The sequence below is a fragment of the Sphingobacterium sp. UBA865 genome (assembly GCF_002295765.1).
GTDB classification, from domain to species: Bacteria; Bacteroidota; Bacteroidia; order Sphingobacteriales; family Sphingobacteriaceae; genus Sphingobacterium; species Sphingobacterium multivorum.
On the sequence record NZ_DBGB01000037.1, the window covers coordinates 109,325 to 124,467 of the forward strand.

The 15,143-nt window shown below is 39.3% G+C and carries 20 protein-coding genes; 10 read left to right on the forward strand and 10 right to left on the reverse strand.

Features of this window, described 5'->3' with window-relative positions; genetic code table 11:
• Positions 1–22: 22 nt before the first annotated feature.
• The 5 genes from B2O97_RS20550 to B2O97_RS20570 form a co-directional block, all read right to left on the reverse strand.
• Positions 23–499 (reverse strand): RidA family protein, encoded by a 477-nt coding sequence (locus B2O97_RS20550; protein WP_312440724.1) that lies wholly within the window; start codon positions 497–499, stop codon positions 23–25.
• The gene (locus B2O97_RS20555; RefSeq protein ID WP_286768051.1) at positions 472–1,173 is read right to left on the reverse strand and encodes an NAD(P)H-dependent oxidoreductase; all 702 of its coding nucleotides are present in this window, start codon (positions 1,171–1,173) and stop codon (positions 472–474) included. Before B2O97_RS20555 ends, B2O97_RS20550 begins: the two co-directional genes overlap by 28 nt.
• Positions 1,174–1,406: 233 nt before the next feature.
• Positions 1,407–2,237, reverse strand: coding sequence for a glycosyltransferase family 2 protein (locus B2O97_RS20560; RefSeq protein ID WP_070566436.1), 831 nt, complete (start codon positions 2,235–2,237; stop codon positions 1,407–1,409).
• 1 nt (position 2,238) lies between these two features.
• Positions 2,239–3,306 carry a glycosyltransferase gene (locus B2O97_RS20565; RefSeq protein ID WP_112374591.1) on the reverse strand — a complete coding sequence of 356 codons (1,068 nt, stop codon included), beginning with the start codon at positions 3,304–3,306 and terminating at the stop codon, positions 2,239–2,241.
• On the reverse strand, positions 3,296–4,381 hold the full coding sequence (locus tag B2O97_RS20570; protein ID WP_070566440.1) for a glycosyltransferase family 4 protein: 1,086 nt from the start codon (positions 4,379–4,381) through the stop codon (positions 3,296–3,298). The genes B2O97_RS20565 and B2O97_RS20570 overlap by 11 nt, the downstream gene beginning before the upstream one ends.
• 375 nt (positions 4,382–4,756) lie before the next feature.
• On the opposite strand from B2O97_RS20570, the gene B2O97_RS20575 reads away from it, so the two are divergent.
• The 6 genes from B2O97_RS20575 (at position 4,757) to B2O97_RS20600 (ending at position 10,475) form a co-directional block, all read left to right on the forward strand.
• Entirely contained in the window at positions 4,757–4,993 is a 237-nt protein-coding gene (locus tag B2O97_RS20575; RefSeq protein ID WP_070566443.1) for a hypothetical protein, read from the forward strand.
• Positions 4,994–5,226: 233 nt separating this feature from the next.
• The gene (locus B2O97_RS20580; protein ID WP_115048238.1) at positions 5,227–6,228 is read left to right on the forward strand and encodes an L-histidine N(alpha)-methyltransferase; all 1,002 of its coding nucleotides are present in this window, start codon (positions 5,227–5,229) and stop codon (positions 6,226–6,228) included.
• A 12-nt stretch (positions 6,229–6,240) separates the two neighbouring features.
• Entirely contained in the window at positions 6,241–7,434 is a 1,194-nt protein-coding gene (gene egtB / locus B2O97_RS20585; RefSeq protein ID WP_175442001.1) for an ergothioneine biosynthesis protein EgtB, read from the forward strand.
• 1 nt (position 7,435) lies between these two features.
• The gene (locus tag B2O97_RS20590) at positions 7,436–8,356 is read left to right on the forward strand and encodes an ABC transporter ATP-binding protein (protein WP_070566447.1); all 921 of its coding nucleotides are present in this window, start codon (positions 7,436–7,438) and stop codon (positions 8,354–8,356) included.
• Positions 8,353–9,918 carry an ABC transporter permease/substrate-binding protein gene (locus B2O97_RS20595; protein WP_070566449.1) on the forward strand — a complete coding sequence of 522 codons (1,566 nt, stop codon included), beginning with the start codon at positions 8,353–8,355 and terminating at the stop codon, positions 9,916–9,918. Before B2O97_RS20590 ends, B2O97_RS20595 begins: the two co-directional genes overlap by 4 nt.
• A gap of 284 nt (positions 9,919–10,202) precedes the next feature.
• The gene (locus B2O97_RS20600; RefSeq protein ID WP_070566451.1) at positions 10,203–10,475 is read left to right on the forward strand and encodes a hypothetical protein; all 273 of its coding nucleotides are present in this window, start codon (positions 10,203–10,205) and stop codon (positions 10,473–10,475) included.
• Between the two features lie 67 nt (positions 10,476–10,542).
• On the opposite strand, the gene B2O97_RS20605 is transcribed toward B2O97_RS20600, so the two are convergent.
• The 3 genes from B2O97_RS20605 to B2O97_RS20615 all read right to left on the reverse strand — a co-directional run bounded on the left by B2O97_RS20605 (position 10,543) and on the right by B2O97_RS20615 (position 12,224).
• Entirely contained in the window at positions 10,543–11,151 is a 609-nt protein-coding gene (locus tag B2O97_RS20605; protein WP_147282029.1) for a hypothetical protein, read from the reverse strand.
• A gap of 84 nt (positions 11,152–11,235) precedes the next feature.
• A complete protein-coding gene (locus B2O97_RS20610; RefSeq protein WP_070568434.1) occupies positions 11,236–12,009 on the reverse strand; it encodes an Fpg/Nei family DNA glycosylase in 774 nt (257 codons plus the stop codon).
• Between the two features lie 29 nt (positions 12,010–12,038).
• Complete coding sequence (locus B2O97_RS20615; protein ID WP_070568431.1) at positions 12,039–12,224, reverse strand: hypothetical protein; 186 nt, start codon at positions 12,222–12,224, stop codon at positions 12,039–12,041.
• A gap of 92 nt (positions 12,225–12,316) precedes the next feature.
• Between B2O97_RS20615 and B2O97_RS20620 the strand changes: the two genes are divergently transcribed.
• The 3 genes from B2O97_RS20620 (at position 12,317) to B2O97_RS20630 (ending at position 13,345) form a co-directional block, all read left to right on the forward strand.
• The gene (locus B2O97_RS20620) at positions 12,317–12,499 is read left to right on the forward strand and encodes a DUF3606 domain-containing protein (protein ID WP_070568428.1); all 183 of its coding nucleotides are present in this window, start codon (positions 12,317–12,319) and stop codon (positions 12,497–12,499) included.
• A 4-nt stretch (positions 12,500–12,503) separates the two neighbouring features.
• Positions 12,504–12,761: a hypothetical protein gene (locus B2O97_RS20625; protein WP_070568425.1), complete on the forward strand. Its 258-nt coding sequence runs from the start codon at positions 12,504–12,506 to the stop codon at positions 12,759–12,761.
• Between the two features lie 137 nt (positions 12,762–12,898).
• Positions 12,899–13,345: a tetratricopeptide repeat protein gene (locus B2O97_RS20630; RefSeq protein WP_286768052.1), complete on the forward strand. Its 447-nt coding sequence runs from the start codon at positions 12,899–12,901 to the stop codon at positions 13,343–13,345.
• Between the two features lie 26 nt (positions 13,346–13,371).
• On the opposite strand, the gene B2O97_RS20635 is transcribed toward B2O97_RS20630, so the two are convergent.
• Positions 13,372–13,764 (reverse strand): hypothetical protein, encoded by a 393-nt coding sequence (locus tag B2O97_RS20635; RefSeq protein WP_139145061.1) that lies wholly within the window; start codon positions 13,762–13,764, stop codon positions 13,372–13,374.
• 711 nt (positions 13,765–14,475) lie between these two features.
• On the opposite strand from B2O97_RS20635, the gene B2O97_RS20640 reads away from it, so the two are divergent.
• Positions 14,476–14,823, forward strand: coding sequence for a hypothetical protein (locus tag B2O97_RS20640; RefSeq protein ID WP_139145060.1), 348 nt, complete (start codon positions 14,476–14,478; stop codon positions 14,821–14,823).
• A 5-nt stretch (positions 14,824–14,828) separates the two neighbouring features.
• On the opposite strand, the gene B2O97_RS20645 is transcribed toward B2O97_RS20640, so the two are convergent.
• Positions 14,829–15,143, reverse strand: a 315-nt coding sequence (locus tag B2O97_RS20645) for a helix-turn-helix domain-containing protein (RefSeq protein ID WP_286768053.1), incomplete at its 5' end; no start/stop codon positions are given.

A 15,143-nucleotide genomic window follows, 5' to 3' on the forward strand; every position in this document is an offset into this window, starting at 1 on the left:
TTTTCAGGGACACCGATGGAATCTATTCAATTTCGAATATAGCCTGTATTTCGACTGAACTATTTCCTGGGAGTGACGAGGCTCCCACCGTTGCCCTGGCGTGTTTTCCTTTTTCACCAAATACTTCTACAACCAAATCTGATGCAGCGTTCATGAGGTCAGCATGTTTGGTATAGTCATCAGTTACATTAAAGTACCCAGTTAACTGAACACATTTTTTTATGCGGTTAAGATCGCCTCCCACAGCATTTTTTAATACTCCCAAAACATTGAGCATTGTGGTACGTGTCGCTTCCTTAACCTGCCTTTCATCCACGTCTTTACCGAGTTTTCCGGGGTATTGTAATTTCCCATCCTTTAATGCATATTGATTGATAAATACCAGGTTTCCGGTACGTACAAATGGCTGATAATTTCCAGCAGGTTTTGGAACATCAGGCAGGATAATTTTTTTATTGATCAGTTCCTGATTTATATCATTATTGTTTTTTTGTTCAATAGGAGCGGATTCTTTGTGAAATGTTCCTTGTAAGGCCTTTGCAACCTTCCCGAAGTTTTCCCCTGATCTTCGGCAAGAAGGCGTTCATCGGAGCTCGGACGTGGCACATTTTTTATACCTACCAAGCTCGTGGTTCCTAAAACAGAATTGCCCTGAGCAATTGATCTGTCAATTTTGTCATTTGAGCGTATGCCATTTGAAACAAGTATCATTCCATGAACCGCAAGAGTATTCCAAAACGACTGTAAGGCAAGTTCACGTCCTGCTCCGGTACCCGCAGACATAAATACGCTGGCAGGCATTCCTTCAAGTGCGTGTTTCGCCCATAGATCTGTTGTTTTGGAGAAAAATTCGCTCATGCCGGTACTAATATTTCCAAAATACACCGGAGAGCCAAACGCGATACCATCATATGATGAAAGTTCCTCCATACTAACAACTGGGATAGTTTTTAAAATTGGATTGTCCGAATGCTTTACTTGTTTAATTACTGATCGAACATTTGAGTTTTTTTCTAAGCCTTTAGCAAATTCTTTTGCTAATTCTAAAGTCCCACCGTTATCGGAGTAAATAAGGACCAAGACATTTACATCTTTCTTTTGTGCCATGGATTGAGTTGATAAAGTAGTCATCATAACCATTAAAAGCAGTAATAACTTTATAAAGTTTTTCATTTCTAAGTATTTGGTCAAAATTAATCAAAGTACTTTTTTTAACTTTGCCAAAAAGTGTATGCAAAACGACATGGTTAAATGTGGATATCGTAGGATTTAAATGCATTTTGGGGAAATTTAAATATGTTGAAAATATGTTATCAATATTTTTTTTAATTTGTTGCGAATTATAATCCGATAATAGTTGACAAGGACGGTTCTTTAAATGTCCGAGAATAACCTTGACCTGTTTCCTATTCAATGAGGCTGGCCGCAATTTCTTGTTTTGAAGGCTCTCGAACAATGGTTATTTTATTGTTTTTGAAGGATATATATCCGCACTCATTAAATTTAGTTAACCATCCCATCATTGGCCAAACTCTCCATTTTAGGAAAAATTGATTAGCGTTGATGACAATTGGTTTGAAGTGGTTTAAAGGGGGATTATAACTTGGATGATATTGGTGGTAGGCCAATGCGTCGATCGTGATATGAGCAACCCCATTATTCCTCGCACTGAAACCAAAATCGGTATCTTCAGCTCCATATCCAATATAATTTTGATCAAATCCTCCAATTTTATGGAAAGTCTCTTTGGTACACGCAAAATTGAGGGACCAAAAAAGTTCATAACTAAATTGATCTACATCTTTCCTGACAGGATCCGGCCTGCTGTTTTGCATCAACTGCGACATCCATCCAAGTTTATCTGCAAAGCCTTTTTTTAAATACCTTACCCGGCCGCTTATTAAAATATTTTTTGTTGAATAGGGCAGATACTGTTCTATTAAATCATCTGCCGGAATACAATCTACGTCTAAAAAGATATTAAATAAAGAACTCGAACTTTTTATAGCCGTATTTCTTGCTTTGGCCAAATTTAATTCACCTGTTGTATCTATTTCCAAGGACTTTATCTTAAAGGGATATTCGTCTTTGAGTGGGTAGGCACGTTCATTGATATAGACAATGATCAGCTCTGTGGGTAGAATAGAATTTTTTGCGAGCCCATTCATCAGGTTTATTAGCGCGTCATGGCGTTTATGTACGATCGTCAATACAGAAATGGAAGCGGTAGAGTACATATTATTTATATAAAGTTTTAAATAGATTTGAATGCAATTTCTTAAGGCGCGCAGCAATTTCGATGGTCGCTTTTGGGTTCATCAATTTTTCCCATGCTTCGACCTTTAATTTTTTTGCGTTTTCAATGATGTGGGACCAATTGACCTGATGTAAAGCTTGCTCTTCTATTATCGTCGCTACACCAGCATTTTGCAGTAGCTTGGCTTTTATTTTTTGCTCTTCAAAAGGCCTTTCCGCAGGTACGCAAATAACTTTTTTTCTTAAGTCGCCCAATTCCATCACGCAGTTGTGTCCCGCATTGCTTATCACGATGCCGCAATTTTTTAATATATCGTATGCAGTTTTTGAATTGCCATAATAGCTGACTCCACTAATAGCGTGATAATCTGGTATTGTGCCGAGTATATGTAGGCTGGATGTTTCAGGTAAATCTTTCCGAATTTGAGCGATGAGCTTCCAATCGAAACATGTGCCACCTCGTCCAAAGAACATCGCTATTTGATCGTCCGCACTCGTATTGTTCTCAACCGACATGCCGCTATATTTGGAGAAGCCACCTGAATAAAATGTTTTATGCGCAAAATCGCTTTCAATATCTTGAGCCATTGATTTTGCGTATGGTGCCAACACAAAAGAAGCGCTTTCATAAGCCATTAAGTGTGCTAAGTCGGAGCGGTTGCCATGTTGTCTTACGACTACTGTTGGTATCCCACAGAGACGCGCAAGTAAAGTTATCTCGACCGAAACATCAACGATTAGTAAACAGTGGTTGTGCTTTGCAAAAAATTCTGTTATAAGGTAATTTCTATTTATTATACCCTTCACATTCACGGGAGCATAATGTAAAAAACTCAGGTCACTAGCAGCCCAATCCCGATCGCTATTGGCGGGAATATCAAATGGCAATTCGATTGAACGAATACCTTTTGGTATTAAATCTTTATAAGTTTCTAATGAACTACCGAGGAAAACCACTTCATCAGCGGGTAGTTGCGCAGCTATAGCTAAGGCACGAGTAAGATGACCAGACCCATGGTGGTGAATGTAAAAAGCATATTTATAAGACATATTTATCTGCACATTTTTTGATTACTTGAGCAAATATATTTTCGTAGGAAGATACCATATGCTGTATATCCAATGATGATTCAGCATGCACTCGGCATGCTTTGCGACTAAGCTGTGCTGCATCGTTTATGCAATTAGCCAATTCTGTCACTGAGCAGGACGCTGTAAGACATCCAGTTTCTTTTGTCACAATTTTTGGTAGCGCTCCTCTCGCAAAGCCAGCGACTGGCGTTCCGCATGCTAAGCTTTCAGCAACAACCAAACCGAAAGGTTCTTCCCAGCAGGGGGTAATCACACTTACTGCCGCATTTCCGATTAGTTCATTAAGTTGTTCGTGTGTGCAATGCTCTACCCATTCAGCGTTTTCATCGAGAAGCGGTTTGACAAAAGTTTCGAAATAATGTTTGTCTGCGACCGAGCCTGCGATTTTGATAGGTCTTCCGGCCAATTTTGCAGCTGCTATTGCGAAATGGGTTCCTTTATCGGGATGAATTCTGCCAAACCATAATGCATACTCTCCAGAGTTATTTGCTATATAGCTCCATTTATTCAAATCAATTCCATTGTGTACGACCTTACAATTGGGTATATAGGGCTCCCACATTGATGCATTTGTTTGCGAGACAGATACATAAGTCATTTTGTTGTATCTGTTTGCTGCCATAATAGCTTTTTTCATCTCAAAAATAGGAGGTGTATGCAATACTGTTACCATCGGTGTTTCCGCTAAGGTCGCCATTGTAATGGGTACGTAATTTAGGCTATTGTTAAATATAACATCAAAATCATATTGGTCTATCTCCTGCATCAGCTCCAGATAGGCGTGATGTGTCGATATAAAATCTTCACTCAATTCATGCGAGCGAAATCTACTTAATGTCTCCATATCGTAATCTACATCGCTAAGGATAGCATGCACATTTAGAGAAGGATCGGAATGCTCACTGGCAAACAAGGTAACCTCGTGTCCCCTTTGCAGTAAAAGTTTAGTTACTTCGTATGTAAAGGCTTCCAACCCGCCCATAAATGGTTTGCGGATGGGATGTTTTAAATGAGCTAGCACTGCTATTTTCATAATATATTGATTGTATATGTGATGCACGTGACGTAACCATGCTGATTAGAACAGCACCAAGTGAAATTCGTTCACCGTTAGTAACAATTATTTTTAGGATCCCTAAAACCAGCTACTATTGAATTGACTATTTCGACGCTATCTAGGTTGATATGCCAAACTCTTGTAAAAACCTATAAAACAATAGGGATTAAGCTTCCTCCTTTTAGCACTTTATTCTAAACAAAGCTATGTACCAAATAGTTATTTTAGTCCTCCATTATCAATATTACGTATCATGTTAAGGTCGAGAATTAGCGTCTCGACCTTTTTTTGTTTAAATTTAAACCATTTCCTCTTGAAAATAGTTCAATAATAAACCAAAGTATATATATTATGGCACTTACAACAGGAAATGAAGACAAAGTAACAAGAGAGGTAGAAAACCAAACTTCTAAAATTCCATCGATTTTATTTTTAGCAGCTTCGCTGGCAGCGATGGGAATTTCAGCAGCATTAAAATGTTGCAAAACAAAAGACGACAATAATGCACTGTTTGTCGGCCAGTGGGCGGCGCCGTTTTTATTATTAGGTATTTACAACAAGATTGTTAAGACTGAAGGGCACGATTAGTATGTTTTATTGTGATGAGTGTTTTAGAGGCTGATCTTATGATCAGCCTTTTTTAAATAGTAGGATTTCCTCCGAATCGAGAAATTCAATTGTAAATCAGCATAACGTCGCCGCCTTAATCCAGGCTGGCCATTTGCTGTTTCGACCATTTTCACAGATTGGATTATTCCGAAACTATTCGCTCATTTTTCCTGTTATATTTCTGTAACAAAGACCGCAAATACCATAGAGTTATGAGTTTACAATTAAATAATGTTCTACCAGTAATTAGTGCTTCACCTGAGATCGAAAAGTATGAAGGGGTTTTTCACAAGGAAGTGGTAGAAGGTTTAAATACTTATCCGAAGAAATTATCTTCAAAGTATTTTTATGATCCCATTGGCGATCGACTTTTTCAGGATATCATGCATATGCCCGAATATTATCTGACCAACTGCGAGCTTGAAATATTTCGCACAAAAACTGCTGAGTTAGCAGATTTCATCACAACTGATGAATCCGATTTCGACCTGATAGAGCTGGGGGCAGGTGATGCCCTTAAATCAAGTCATCTGTTAACCCATCTCAGTGCACATCATAACACGTACTCCTACATGCCTATCGATATATCGGGCAATATTCTTGCGGTATTAGGCGAAAAATTACATCGTGACATTCCAACTTTAGACATCGTACCGTTGGAGGGAGAGTACTTTGAAATGCTTGACCAGGCGATGAAAATTTCCGAACGGCGAAAAGTAGTTTTATTTTTAGGTGGTAATATCGGCAATATGGATATGGACGAAGCCCACTTTTTTTGTGCCGAAATCCGCCGTAAACTAAGCCCCGGTGATATTATTATAATCGGTTTTGATCTCAAAAAAAATCCACACACCGTTCTTTCTGCCTATAACGATAAAACCGGAATCACGTCGGCCTTCAACATCAATTTACTGAATCGCATCAACCGGGAACTTGAAGCTGATTTTGATACCCAATATTTTCAGCATTATCAATCCTACGATCCAATCTCCGGAGCCTGCCGCAGTTTCTTGGTCAGTCTAACCAATCAACATGTCCATATCAAAGGCGAGTCTATTTTTTTTAAGGAAAATGAATTAATTGACATGGAAATTTCTCAGAAATATGCTCCTGAGGAAATACAGCGAATGGCTTCTATAGCAGGATTTCAGCTGATCGCAAATGTTGAAGACAGCAAAGGATGGTTTGTTGATTCGGTATGGAGGGTGTCCTAATAAGTTTTATTTATGAAAAATATACAAAATGCGCTTATCGAAATGTCCGAAAAGCAAAAATGGATCGATAGCTATCTTGCTATACGGGCTTATTCCGAAGAAATTTGCCAACCATTGGAAACTGAGGATTATGTTGTTCAGCCCATAGGAGAGGTTAGTCCTCCGAAATGGCATCTTGGACATACCACCTGGTTTTTCGAAACATTTATTTTACTTCCGCATTTGCCAAACTATCAGCCATTCGACGCTGAATACAATTTTGTGTTCAATAGTTACTATGAAACAATAGGAGCTCGGGTGATTCGTACAGATCGAGGAAATCTGAGCAGACCTTCCGTTGCAGACATCTATAGATATCGCAAATGTGTGGACAAGTCCATGATTGAGTTTTTGGATGGTGGGTTTTTGACAAATGATCTCCTTGACATCTTTGTGCTAGGATTAAATCACGAACAGCAACATCAAGAATTGCTGCTTACGGATATCAAATATATACTGGGGCACAATCCCCTTTTTCCTGCCTACGGCAGTACAAAAGCTCCTGTCAGTTATGCGGCTGCCGAATCAACGTATGTCCAATTTGGTGCTGGGATTTATGAAATCGGATATGAAGGTTCAGGTTTCTGTTTTGATAATGAGAAAGGAAGACATAAGGTCTATTTGAATGACTTTGAAATCGCGAGTGATTTGGTGACAAATAAGGAATACATTGCTTTCATGGAAGATGGTGGGTACGACGATTTCCGGTATTGGCATTCCGAAGGTTGGGACTGGGTAAAACAGCATCAGGCTCAGGCTCCCTTATATTGGCATTTGATGGATGGACAATGGATGAATTATACCTTAGCGGGGTTGATGGAAATAGACTTGGAAGATGCAGTTTGCCATGTCAACTTTTATGAAGCTTCCGCATTTGCAGCCTGGAGGGGAATGCGGCTTCCGACAGAGGCAGAGTGGGAGGTTGCGGCAGATCATCTCAATTGGGGACAGCGGTGGGAGTGGACCAATTCTGCATATCTTCCTTATCCCGGATTTAAAAAGGAGGCTGGCGCCGTGGGTGAATATAACGGAAAATTTATGGTTAACCAGATGGTCTTGCGTGGAGCCTCCATTGCAACACCTAAAGATCATAGCCGCAAAACGTACCGAAACTTTTTTCAGACGGCACTGCAGTGGCAATTTACAGGTATTAGACTCGCGAGATAATATGATAGATATCGTCTCCATTTCAAAATTCTTTAATGGAAAGGCCGCAGTCGATCAGATTTCCCTTCAGGCCAATCAAGGCGAAGTTCTTGTTCTGCTAGGAACCAGCGGTTGTGGAAAGACGACAACCCTAAAAATGATCAATAGGCTTATCGAACCCGATAAAGGCCAGATCTTTATTGCTGGCAAAGATATCAGAGAAAGAGGCATCCATGATTTACGTAGGCAAATTGGTTTTGTCATGCAGCATGCCGGCCTTTTTCCGCACTATACCGTTGCACGCAATATTGCTGTAGTTCCAGAATTGTTGAAATGGGAAAAAAAGAAAATAAGCATGCGTACTGCGGAGCTACTTCACAAATTAAACTTGGGCGAGGAGATCCAACAAGGTTATCCCCATGAACTGAGTGGAGGGCAACAACAGCGCGTAGGCATTGCTAGGGCACTGATCGCCGATTCACCTATTCTATTAATGGACGAGCCATTCGGAGCACTGGATAATATAACCAAAGCAGATATCCACGCAGAATTCAGATCCTTGGAGGAGATACGCAGTAAGACGATCATCCTCGTTACGCACGATGTGTCTGAGGCTTTCGAACTTGGACAGCGGATCTGCTTAATGGACAAGGGGAAAATCGTGCAGATCGGAACGCCAAAAGAACTGTTATATAGACCTGCAAATGAATTTGTAGCCAATTTCTTCGCCGAAAATCGCCTACTATTGGAGTATAAAGTGACTACCTTACAAGAACTACAAGGGATTACGGCGATAGATCCTTTTATCTCGCGTTATGGATTTACATTGAGCACAGATTTATGGCATGCCACCCAGGTTCTGAGTATGCATACAGATACGGCGCAAGCCTATGAAACGCTAGTGGGCGCATTTAACAACTATCGAAAACAACAAGTGGTATGACGGCGCAAAGTTTTTGGCAATTTATTCTCGAACAACAGGACAAGCTATTGACCCAGATTGGCCAACATCTCGGGCTTACATTTTTATCTTTGGTATTTGCCATTCTTATCGGAGTGCCTCTAGGGGTACTGATCTCGAGAAAGAGAAAATTTGCTGCTATTATTTTAGGTTTTGCAGGTGTTTTGCAAACTGTACCGAGTATTGCATTGTTGGGTTTTCTTATTCCGGTTCTGGGTATCGGAGCCATTCCCGCCATTATTGCACTATTTATCTACGCTCTCTTACCCATTATCCGGAATTCCTTTACCGGCATTACAGGAGTTGGTTCCAGTATCGTAGAGGCAGCGAAAGCGATGGGTATGACCGATTGGCAACTGCTCCTCAAAGTAGAACTTCCACTTGCCATGCCAGTGATTATCGCAGGCGTACGTACAGCGGCAGTGATCAATGTTGGCGTAGCAACCTTGGCATCATTTGTTGCCGCCGGGGGCTTGGGTGAATTTATTTTTGGCGGTATATCCCTTAACAACTCCAACATGATCTTGGCCGGCGCTATTCCTGCAGCATTATTAGCAATCCTCTTGGACAAAGGCATTGCACTAATCCAATATTCCCTGGTAAATATCAAAAGTCGACAAACCTATATTATATTGGGCATATTCACCGCAATGTGCTTTTTAAGTATGCTTTATATGGCTATGAGGTCCAATGACAGTCGCATCAAGGCAGGTTTCACACCAGAGTTTATGGGACGTCAGGACGGTGATCTGGGACTTCGCAGTATCTATGATCTTCAGGTCAACCCACTTGTTGTCAGCGATGCAATTATGTATAAAGCCGCTTATGAAAAAGATCTTGATCTCATTAGCGGATACTCCACCGATGGGCGGATCAAGGCATACGACCTGTTTGTGCTGGCAGATGACAAGAAGATTTTCCCACCTTATTTTGCTTCACCGATCATCAAGACGGCAACCCTTCAGAAATTCCCCAAGCTGGAAGAGACAATGAACCTGCTGGCAGATAAGTTCAATGATTCGGTCATGACGGAGCTCAATTATAAAGCAGATTTTTTGAAGCAGACGCCAGAACATATTGCAAAGGACTTTCTGCTGCACAACAATCTTTATAAGCCAACTGGTTCTGGGAGCGCCGGTACGATAAAGGTAGGTTCAAAAATTTTTGCAGAACAATATATTTTGGCTGCGATATACAAAATTCTGATCGAAGGCCATACCGATTATAAAGTAGATACAAAGACGGGGTTGGGTGGGACCAAAATATGTTTTGATGCTTTGATGAGCGATGCCATTGATTGCTATGTAGAGTACACGGGAACAGGCCTTTTGGTGTTGTTAAAACCAAATCAGCAGGTATTAGGAAGCGTATCCAAAAGTCCTTCCGATACCTATAATTACGTAAACAATGAGTTTCAGAAGCTGTATGGCATCAAGTGGTTAAAACCTTTAGGATTTAATAATGCTTATGCGTTAATGATGCGGCGGTCTCAGGCCAGAGAACTCCATATTGAAAGAATTAGTGATTTGAAAAAATATTACTAAAAGTGGTATAAAAACTAAATCAGAAAGTCAAAAAATGATGTTCCGAAGCATTTCTCCTGTATGATTACACCTCATAAAACTCATACAGGACAGTTTTAATAGTTGTATATAAAAAGGAGTAACCACCACGAGTCTCTTGATTCGGGAATGGATCCGATGCAAGCGATCAGTCAGATTTAGTACTTATTAGGATCTGCTGCAAAGCACAAAAAGTTAATGACGTTTGAACCATATGGGTTGTATTTCTGTTCCAAAGTAAAGACAACCGTATATAGCTTTCGAAGATGAAATTTGTCAAAGTAAACCGAGTCGTATTAACCGCGCTGCGAGCGATGGGGTATAATGTGCTAATTTCACCTGTCACTGTCCAGGATCCACAAAATATTACCTGGAAGGCGATATGGGTAGATGACGTAGATACCTGGATCAGGAGTTTGTATTGTGGGCATGGAAGTACAGCTCGTCCTAATATTCTCGACATTGATTATGTATTAGCCAATGTTCCCGAGTGCTATTTGTCGGGAAGTGTATTTATAGAAAGTGATAAGGTCCATTAGGCTATAAGTCCGCTTGGTTATTTGGCGTGAATATCTTCTGTTTAAAGATTATTGTGACTACATTTTTTTAAGAGATCCAGAGGTTAAAAAATCGTTGTATGATTACCCATTTACCATTCACTTTTTCAAGCAGAAATGCATCACCGTTTCCACATAAAGGGCCGCATACATAGTCGACCGGCACGTATGCTTTTTTGCGGTTATACCCGATAATGGGAAGATGAAAGTAATAAATGCTTTGGTTGCGGTCCATCCTGTATTTATCGGCGTCATCAACAGTGTACGCTGCTTTGATCGCGTCTGGAATTGGGATGATTGCCTTCCTTTCGTTCATCTGATTAAGCATATCCAGCGAATCTGTGAGCTGGTTATCCAGTATTTTCATCAGCTTCTGTGGATCGACGTTGTAAAAAACATAATTCCTGTCATGCAATGATGAGATAGAATCTCTCATAAACTTGTTATGAATGAACGCCCTTCGTTCTCCTTCACGTTGCAGTTTGATACCAGCTGAATCGTCAGACAAAATTGTTTCTAAAATGGAAACATAGTCTTGTTGCATTGAGCTGTCATTGTATATTTTGGACTTATCATTTTGTACCGGTGTCATTGTACTTTTACGCATTGTGCAGCCCTGGAGAACTAAAAAAAAGAAGATAATATATAGATTATTCATATGCAATTAGTTGTTCCTATTTCCGTACCAGATCTGTGCCAAAAAACTTCACTGAGATAAGTAATTCTTTAGTCGAATCCTGTGCTATTCGAAAACTTTTTGTTGCTCTGTGTAATAAGTAGTTCTGCCGCTAATTTTGGTTTGCAATATTTCATGACCCTTACCATCAACCTTCGCATTTTTGTTATGGACTTTCATGAAGTCCCTTATCTCACCGTTAATGATTTCAGGATGCTCTTTTAGAATCTGCTGTTCGGCATTTTCCAGTACTTCCTTAATTGCTTTGGCAAGATGTTGTACCTGCTTTTCGGGAATTTTGTTTGAAATTGAAAGTGGTGATATCCCTGCTTCATACAGGATTTCGTCAGCGTAGGCATTTCCAATACCACCAATGACATTTTGGTCCATCAGGAGAGTTTTAATTTTGGCCTTGCTTGATTGCAGCAATCCGAAAAGTAATTTTGGATTTAGCTTTTCAGAAAGTGCATCCATCACCTTTGCATGTTCAGGATTCAATTCTATATGTGCCATCTTCTGAAAGTCGGTAATGGATAGCGTTCCACCATCCTTAAACTTCATGGAAACTAATGCATACTTTGGGTTTTCGTCCTCCGAATATATCAGTTTGCCATGCAACATGAGATGAATCGACAAGATAGCATCTTTGCCAAAATCAAAAAAAAGCCTTTTACCTTCCCGATAAACTTTGATGAGTTTTTTGCCTTCAAGAGTTTGCAGATCATTCAGGCTGACTTTGGTCTTTTGTTTGTTGTGAATGGCAGCTTTTTCAAGCACTTTACCTTTAAGCATTTTTGTGAGATTTTTGCTGAAGGCCTGTAGGTCTGGTAGTTCTGGCATAGTCGTCGATTTTAATAATTTGTGCTTCCTTACTTTCTATTTTCCTCTTTTACCTTTTTAAAATGCTCCCTCGCTTTTTTTAGGCCGGTTGCTATGGCAATTCCTTCTTCGGCGCCTTCCTCAAGCAAAGCATTTGCGATTTCAGTCGCTTTCTCCCGGATGTTGACCGGTTGATTTTTATATGATGGTGGATAATCTCCATTATACCAAGGCATAATTCCTCCTTTTTGTATTTAGAACAACATCAGAATAGTGATAGTTTTCAAACTCTATTGGTTGGCGGTTGTTCTATTCCAAAAACTTTATTATGACAGACAATAAAAATAAAAAAGATGCAAGGGATCGCAATCAGGTAGCTGGCGGTGAATCTTATGAGGTCGATTATTTGGCAAAAGAACTTGGCGTAACCCGGCAGCAAGTCGAAGAGGCAATTAAAAACGTTGGTAATGGTCGTGAGGATCTTATAAATTATTTGAAAAATAAAAAATGAAAATATGGCAGCTATAGCAACGTTCACTGGAATTCCGGTGACAAATAACATAGGAGTAGAAAAATATTGTGATTTTGAAGTAGGACAGGAGGGGCAAAACGGACCATATGCCAGAATTACGATGGATGGCTGCCAGATGATCCTAGATGAAGATTTTGGTTTTATAGAGGGCGATCTTGCGGAAGAATGGAGGGAACCCGCTATTGCCAAACTTCTTCTTTTACTAGAAGTAGACCGAAACCGAGATGAAACTTTGAGCTAGCTAATCTGTTCATTACTTTTCTCAAGTTTAATTATGATATTCCGGTTACAAGGACTCTACTATTTATTAGCGGGAATTTGCCCCTTAAAGTATTGACCATGCACAGGTATGAATAGTATTGAAAGATAAAAATAAATATGACTGGTATTAAGAAATCCAAAAATGAGCTGTTAAAAAATGCACGATTGCAGGAGCTCGAAGGTAAAACCGAAGATGCCATAAAAAGCTACAACTTGGTCATAAGTAAAGACCCACTACAAGCAGGGGCATATAACAGATTAATGATTCTTTATCGAAAGCTCAAAGAATATAAGAAGGAGCTAGCCATTATTAAGCAAGCTATTGCTGCCTATGAGAAGGATTTTAAAGACGATCAACAGACCTGGAAGAAAGCAAACAGTATGTCTGCACGCCTCAGTCTTAGTTTAGCTAAATCTATGGGGCTCCTCAACGATAAAGGCCTTCCTGTATATGAAGAATCTCAGATCATCAGCTGGAGAAAACGCATGGAAACCGTACAGAAAAAAATTAAGACACCAGCAAAGCCACAAAAAAAGAAACCGACAAAACGGTTAAAAAAGTAGCGTTAAACGCGCAAATAATCTCGAAATTATCTATTATCATCTTTTCTCCATTTTAGCTCTCCGTGTTGAATCATTCCGATGTATTTTTGTACTTGGTCGTCGGTCAGTAGGCTATTGTCCTCAATATGATAATCGAAATTCTTAGTATACTTGTCGTGCTGGATACTTCCTACATAAGCATTGTTCAGATAAATGTGCCAAAGACTGTATTTTTTCGCGCGTACCTCGACTACCTGGCGCACGCCATGGTGGTAAAATAGCTCCGGTACATCGCTATCGAATCGCAGGATCAGTGCATCGATACATGCTTCCTTTATATCATCTGCAAGTTCTCCAAACGCAAGTTCCCAAACTCCCTGAGACTTCCTGAAAACGTAAAAAGCAAGCCCATTTTTGTTGTAAAGATGATAATCTTTCATGCCCATGCTTTTATCATGCACAGTCATTTGGACATACATAACGCGATTTCGGCAAAAGACTTCAAGAGGTTTCATGGATCAAAAATACTAATTTATTTAGTAAAAATAAGTAATCAAATTGTGGTAATTGTATCTTTCAGTGTCACTACACTTCTTTGTACTTTATTTTTGTGATCTTTTTTTACAATTATAAATACTGCTAACAGAGGGATCTTCCTGCCTTGATACTGCTGATCTGCATAAACCGTATATATCATGGTTCTAAATATTTAAGAAAGAACAAGAGCTGTGGCATATAGGTTTATCTATTGGTAAATATTGGTCAACGAGCAACTTCAAAGGGCTAGCGTATGTACACGAAGATCAAAATAAAAGGTGGAACCCTCCTTTTAGCCCACAAATTCCGATATACATCAGTATGCCTTTGTTCTTGCCGGATTTTGGCGAAGAAATAGTCGCTAAAATATTTTATGCAGACAATGGATTCGATTCTGCCTTTTACAATGATATGGCTTGGAAGGGATTAACAGGTCCTAAAGCTTTTATGAAGCTCTCGGACACGAAAATAAAAGTATAATAGATCGTATTAAAGCTGAACAGTATAAAGTAGAAAACAATGATACAGTTCAACACGGTCAACCTGCGGGATGTTAAAAATGTAATCTTATCTTTATTGTTTATAAAAGTAATTTTTTTATCGAATCGATTTTAATGAACAGATTTTTTACAGTTTTATTATCTATAATTTTTATAACTATTGGTTGTTCTCGGAGAATGTATAGTGAAGATCCTATCAGAAGAGTGCAACGATATAACAGCGGTGGATTTGAAGTGCAAGCTTACACAGATGAGAATGAAAGTAACATGTATGAAAACCTAATTGTATCGGGGGTAATTAGATTGGGGGACACTAATGAAAAAGCAAGCAATACATCTGTGAATTTTAAATCTGAAAAAGGGAAACTAATTGGAAGTACCGTTACCGACTCAGATGGCATATTTAAAATGGAGCTCTCAACCTCTGATTTTTCCGGTAAAGTAGAATTTGCAAAGGGATAAGGTATTTACATTCTATTTTTATCCTGCCACTTCTTTGGTTTTAATCCAAAGTGTTTTTCAAACAACCTTCCGAAATAACTCAGGTTGCTAAATCCTACTTGATAGCCAACTTCTGAAACTGAAAGATTTTCCTGCTGTAATAGTCTTGCTGCTTTTTGCATACGAAGATGATTGTAATATTCGTACATTCCTTTTCCAAAAACTTGTGTAAAAATCCTTCTTAGTTTTAGCTCATTCATTCCACCTATTTTTACCAGTTCATCTTTAGATAGGGATTTTTCCAGATTTGATGCTATCGTGAATATTCCGACAAAAGTACA

Excerpts from the sequence above, each read along its gene's own strand:
- B2O97_RS20555 (WP_286768051.1), bottom strand. The coding sequence starts at position 1,173 with ATGAAAAACTTTATAAAGTTATTACTGCTTTTAATGGTTATGATGACT.
- B2O97_RS20560 (WP_070566436.1), bottom strand. The coding sequence starts at position 2,237 with ATGTACTCTACCGCTTCCATTTCTGTATTGACGATCGTACATAAACGC.
- B2O97_RS20565 (WP_112374591.1), bottom strand. The coding sequence starts at position 3,306 with ATGTCTTATAAATATGCTTTTTACATTCACCACCATGGGTCTGGTCAT.
- B2O97_RS20570 (WP_070566440.1), bottom strand. The coding sequence starts at position 4,381 with ATGAAAATAGCAGTGCTAGCTCATTTAAAACATCCCATCCGCAAACCA.
- B2O97_RS20575 (WP_070566443.1), top strand. The coding sequence starts at position 4,757 with ATGGCACTTACAACAGGAAATGAAGACAAAGTAACAAGAGAGGTAGAA.
- B2O97_RS20580 (WP_115048238.1), top strand. The coding sequence starts at position 5,227 with ATGAGTTTACAATTAAATAATGTTCTACCAGTAATTAGTGCTTCACCT.
- egtB (WP_175442001.1), top strand. The coding sequence starts at position 6,241 with ATGAAAAATATACAAAATGCGCTTATCGAAATGTCCGAAAAGCAAAAA.
- B2O97_RS20590 (WP_070566447.1), top strand. The coding sequence starts at position 7,436 with ATGATAGATATCGTCTCCATTTCAAAATTCTTTAATGGAAAGGCCGCA.
- B2O97_RS20595 (WP_070566449.1), top strand. The coding sequence starts at position 8,353 with ATGACGGCGCAAAGTTTTTGGCAATTTATTCTCGAACAACAGGACAAG.
- B2O97_RS20600 (WP_070566451.1), top strand. The coding sequence starts at position 10,203 with ATGAAATTTGTCAAAGTAAACCGAGTCGTATTAACCGCGCTGCGAGCG.
- B2O97_RS20605 (WP_147282029.1), bottom strand. The coding sequence starts at position 11,151 with ATGAATAATCTATATATTATCTTCTTTTTTTTAGTTCTCCAGGGCTGC.
- B2O97_RS20610 (WP_070568434.1), bottom strand. The coding sequence starts at position 12,009 with ATGCCAGAACTACCAGACCTACAGGCCTTCAGCAAAAATCTCACAAAA.
- B2O97_RS20615 (WP_070568431.1), bottom strand. The coding sequence starts at position 12,224 with ATGCCTTGGTATAATGGAGATTATCCACCATCATATAAAAATCAACCG.
- B2O97_RS20620 (WP_070568428.1), top strand. The coding sequence starts at position 12,317 with ATGACAGACAATAAAAATAAAAAAGATGCAAGGGATCGCAATCAGGTA.
- B2O97_RS20625 (WP_070568425.1), top strand. The coding sequence starts at position 12,504 with ATGGCAGCTATAGCAACGTTCACTGGAATTCCGGTGACAAATAACATA.
- B2O97_RS20630 (WP_286768052.1), top strand. The coding sequence starts at position 12,899 with ATGACTGGTATTAAGAAATCCAAAAATGAGCTGTTAAAAAATGCACGA.
- B2O97_RS20635 (WP_139145061.1), bottom strand. The coding sequence starts at position 13,764 with ATGAAAGATTATCATCTTTACAACAAAAATGGGCTTGCTTTTTACGTT.
- B2O97_RS20640 (WP_139145060.1), top strand. The coding sequence starts at position 14,476 with ATGAACAGATTTTTTACAGTTTTATTATCTATAATTTTTATAACTATT.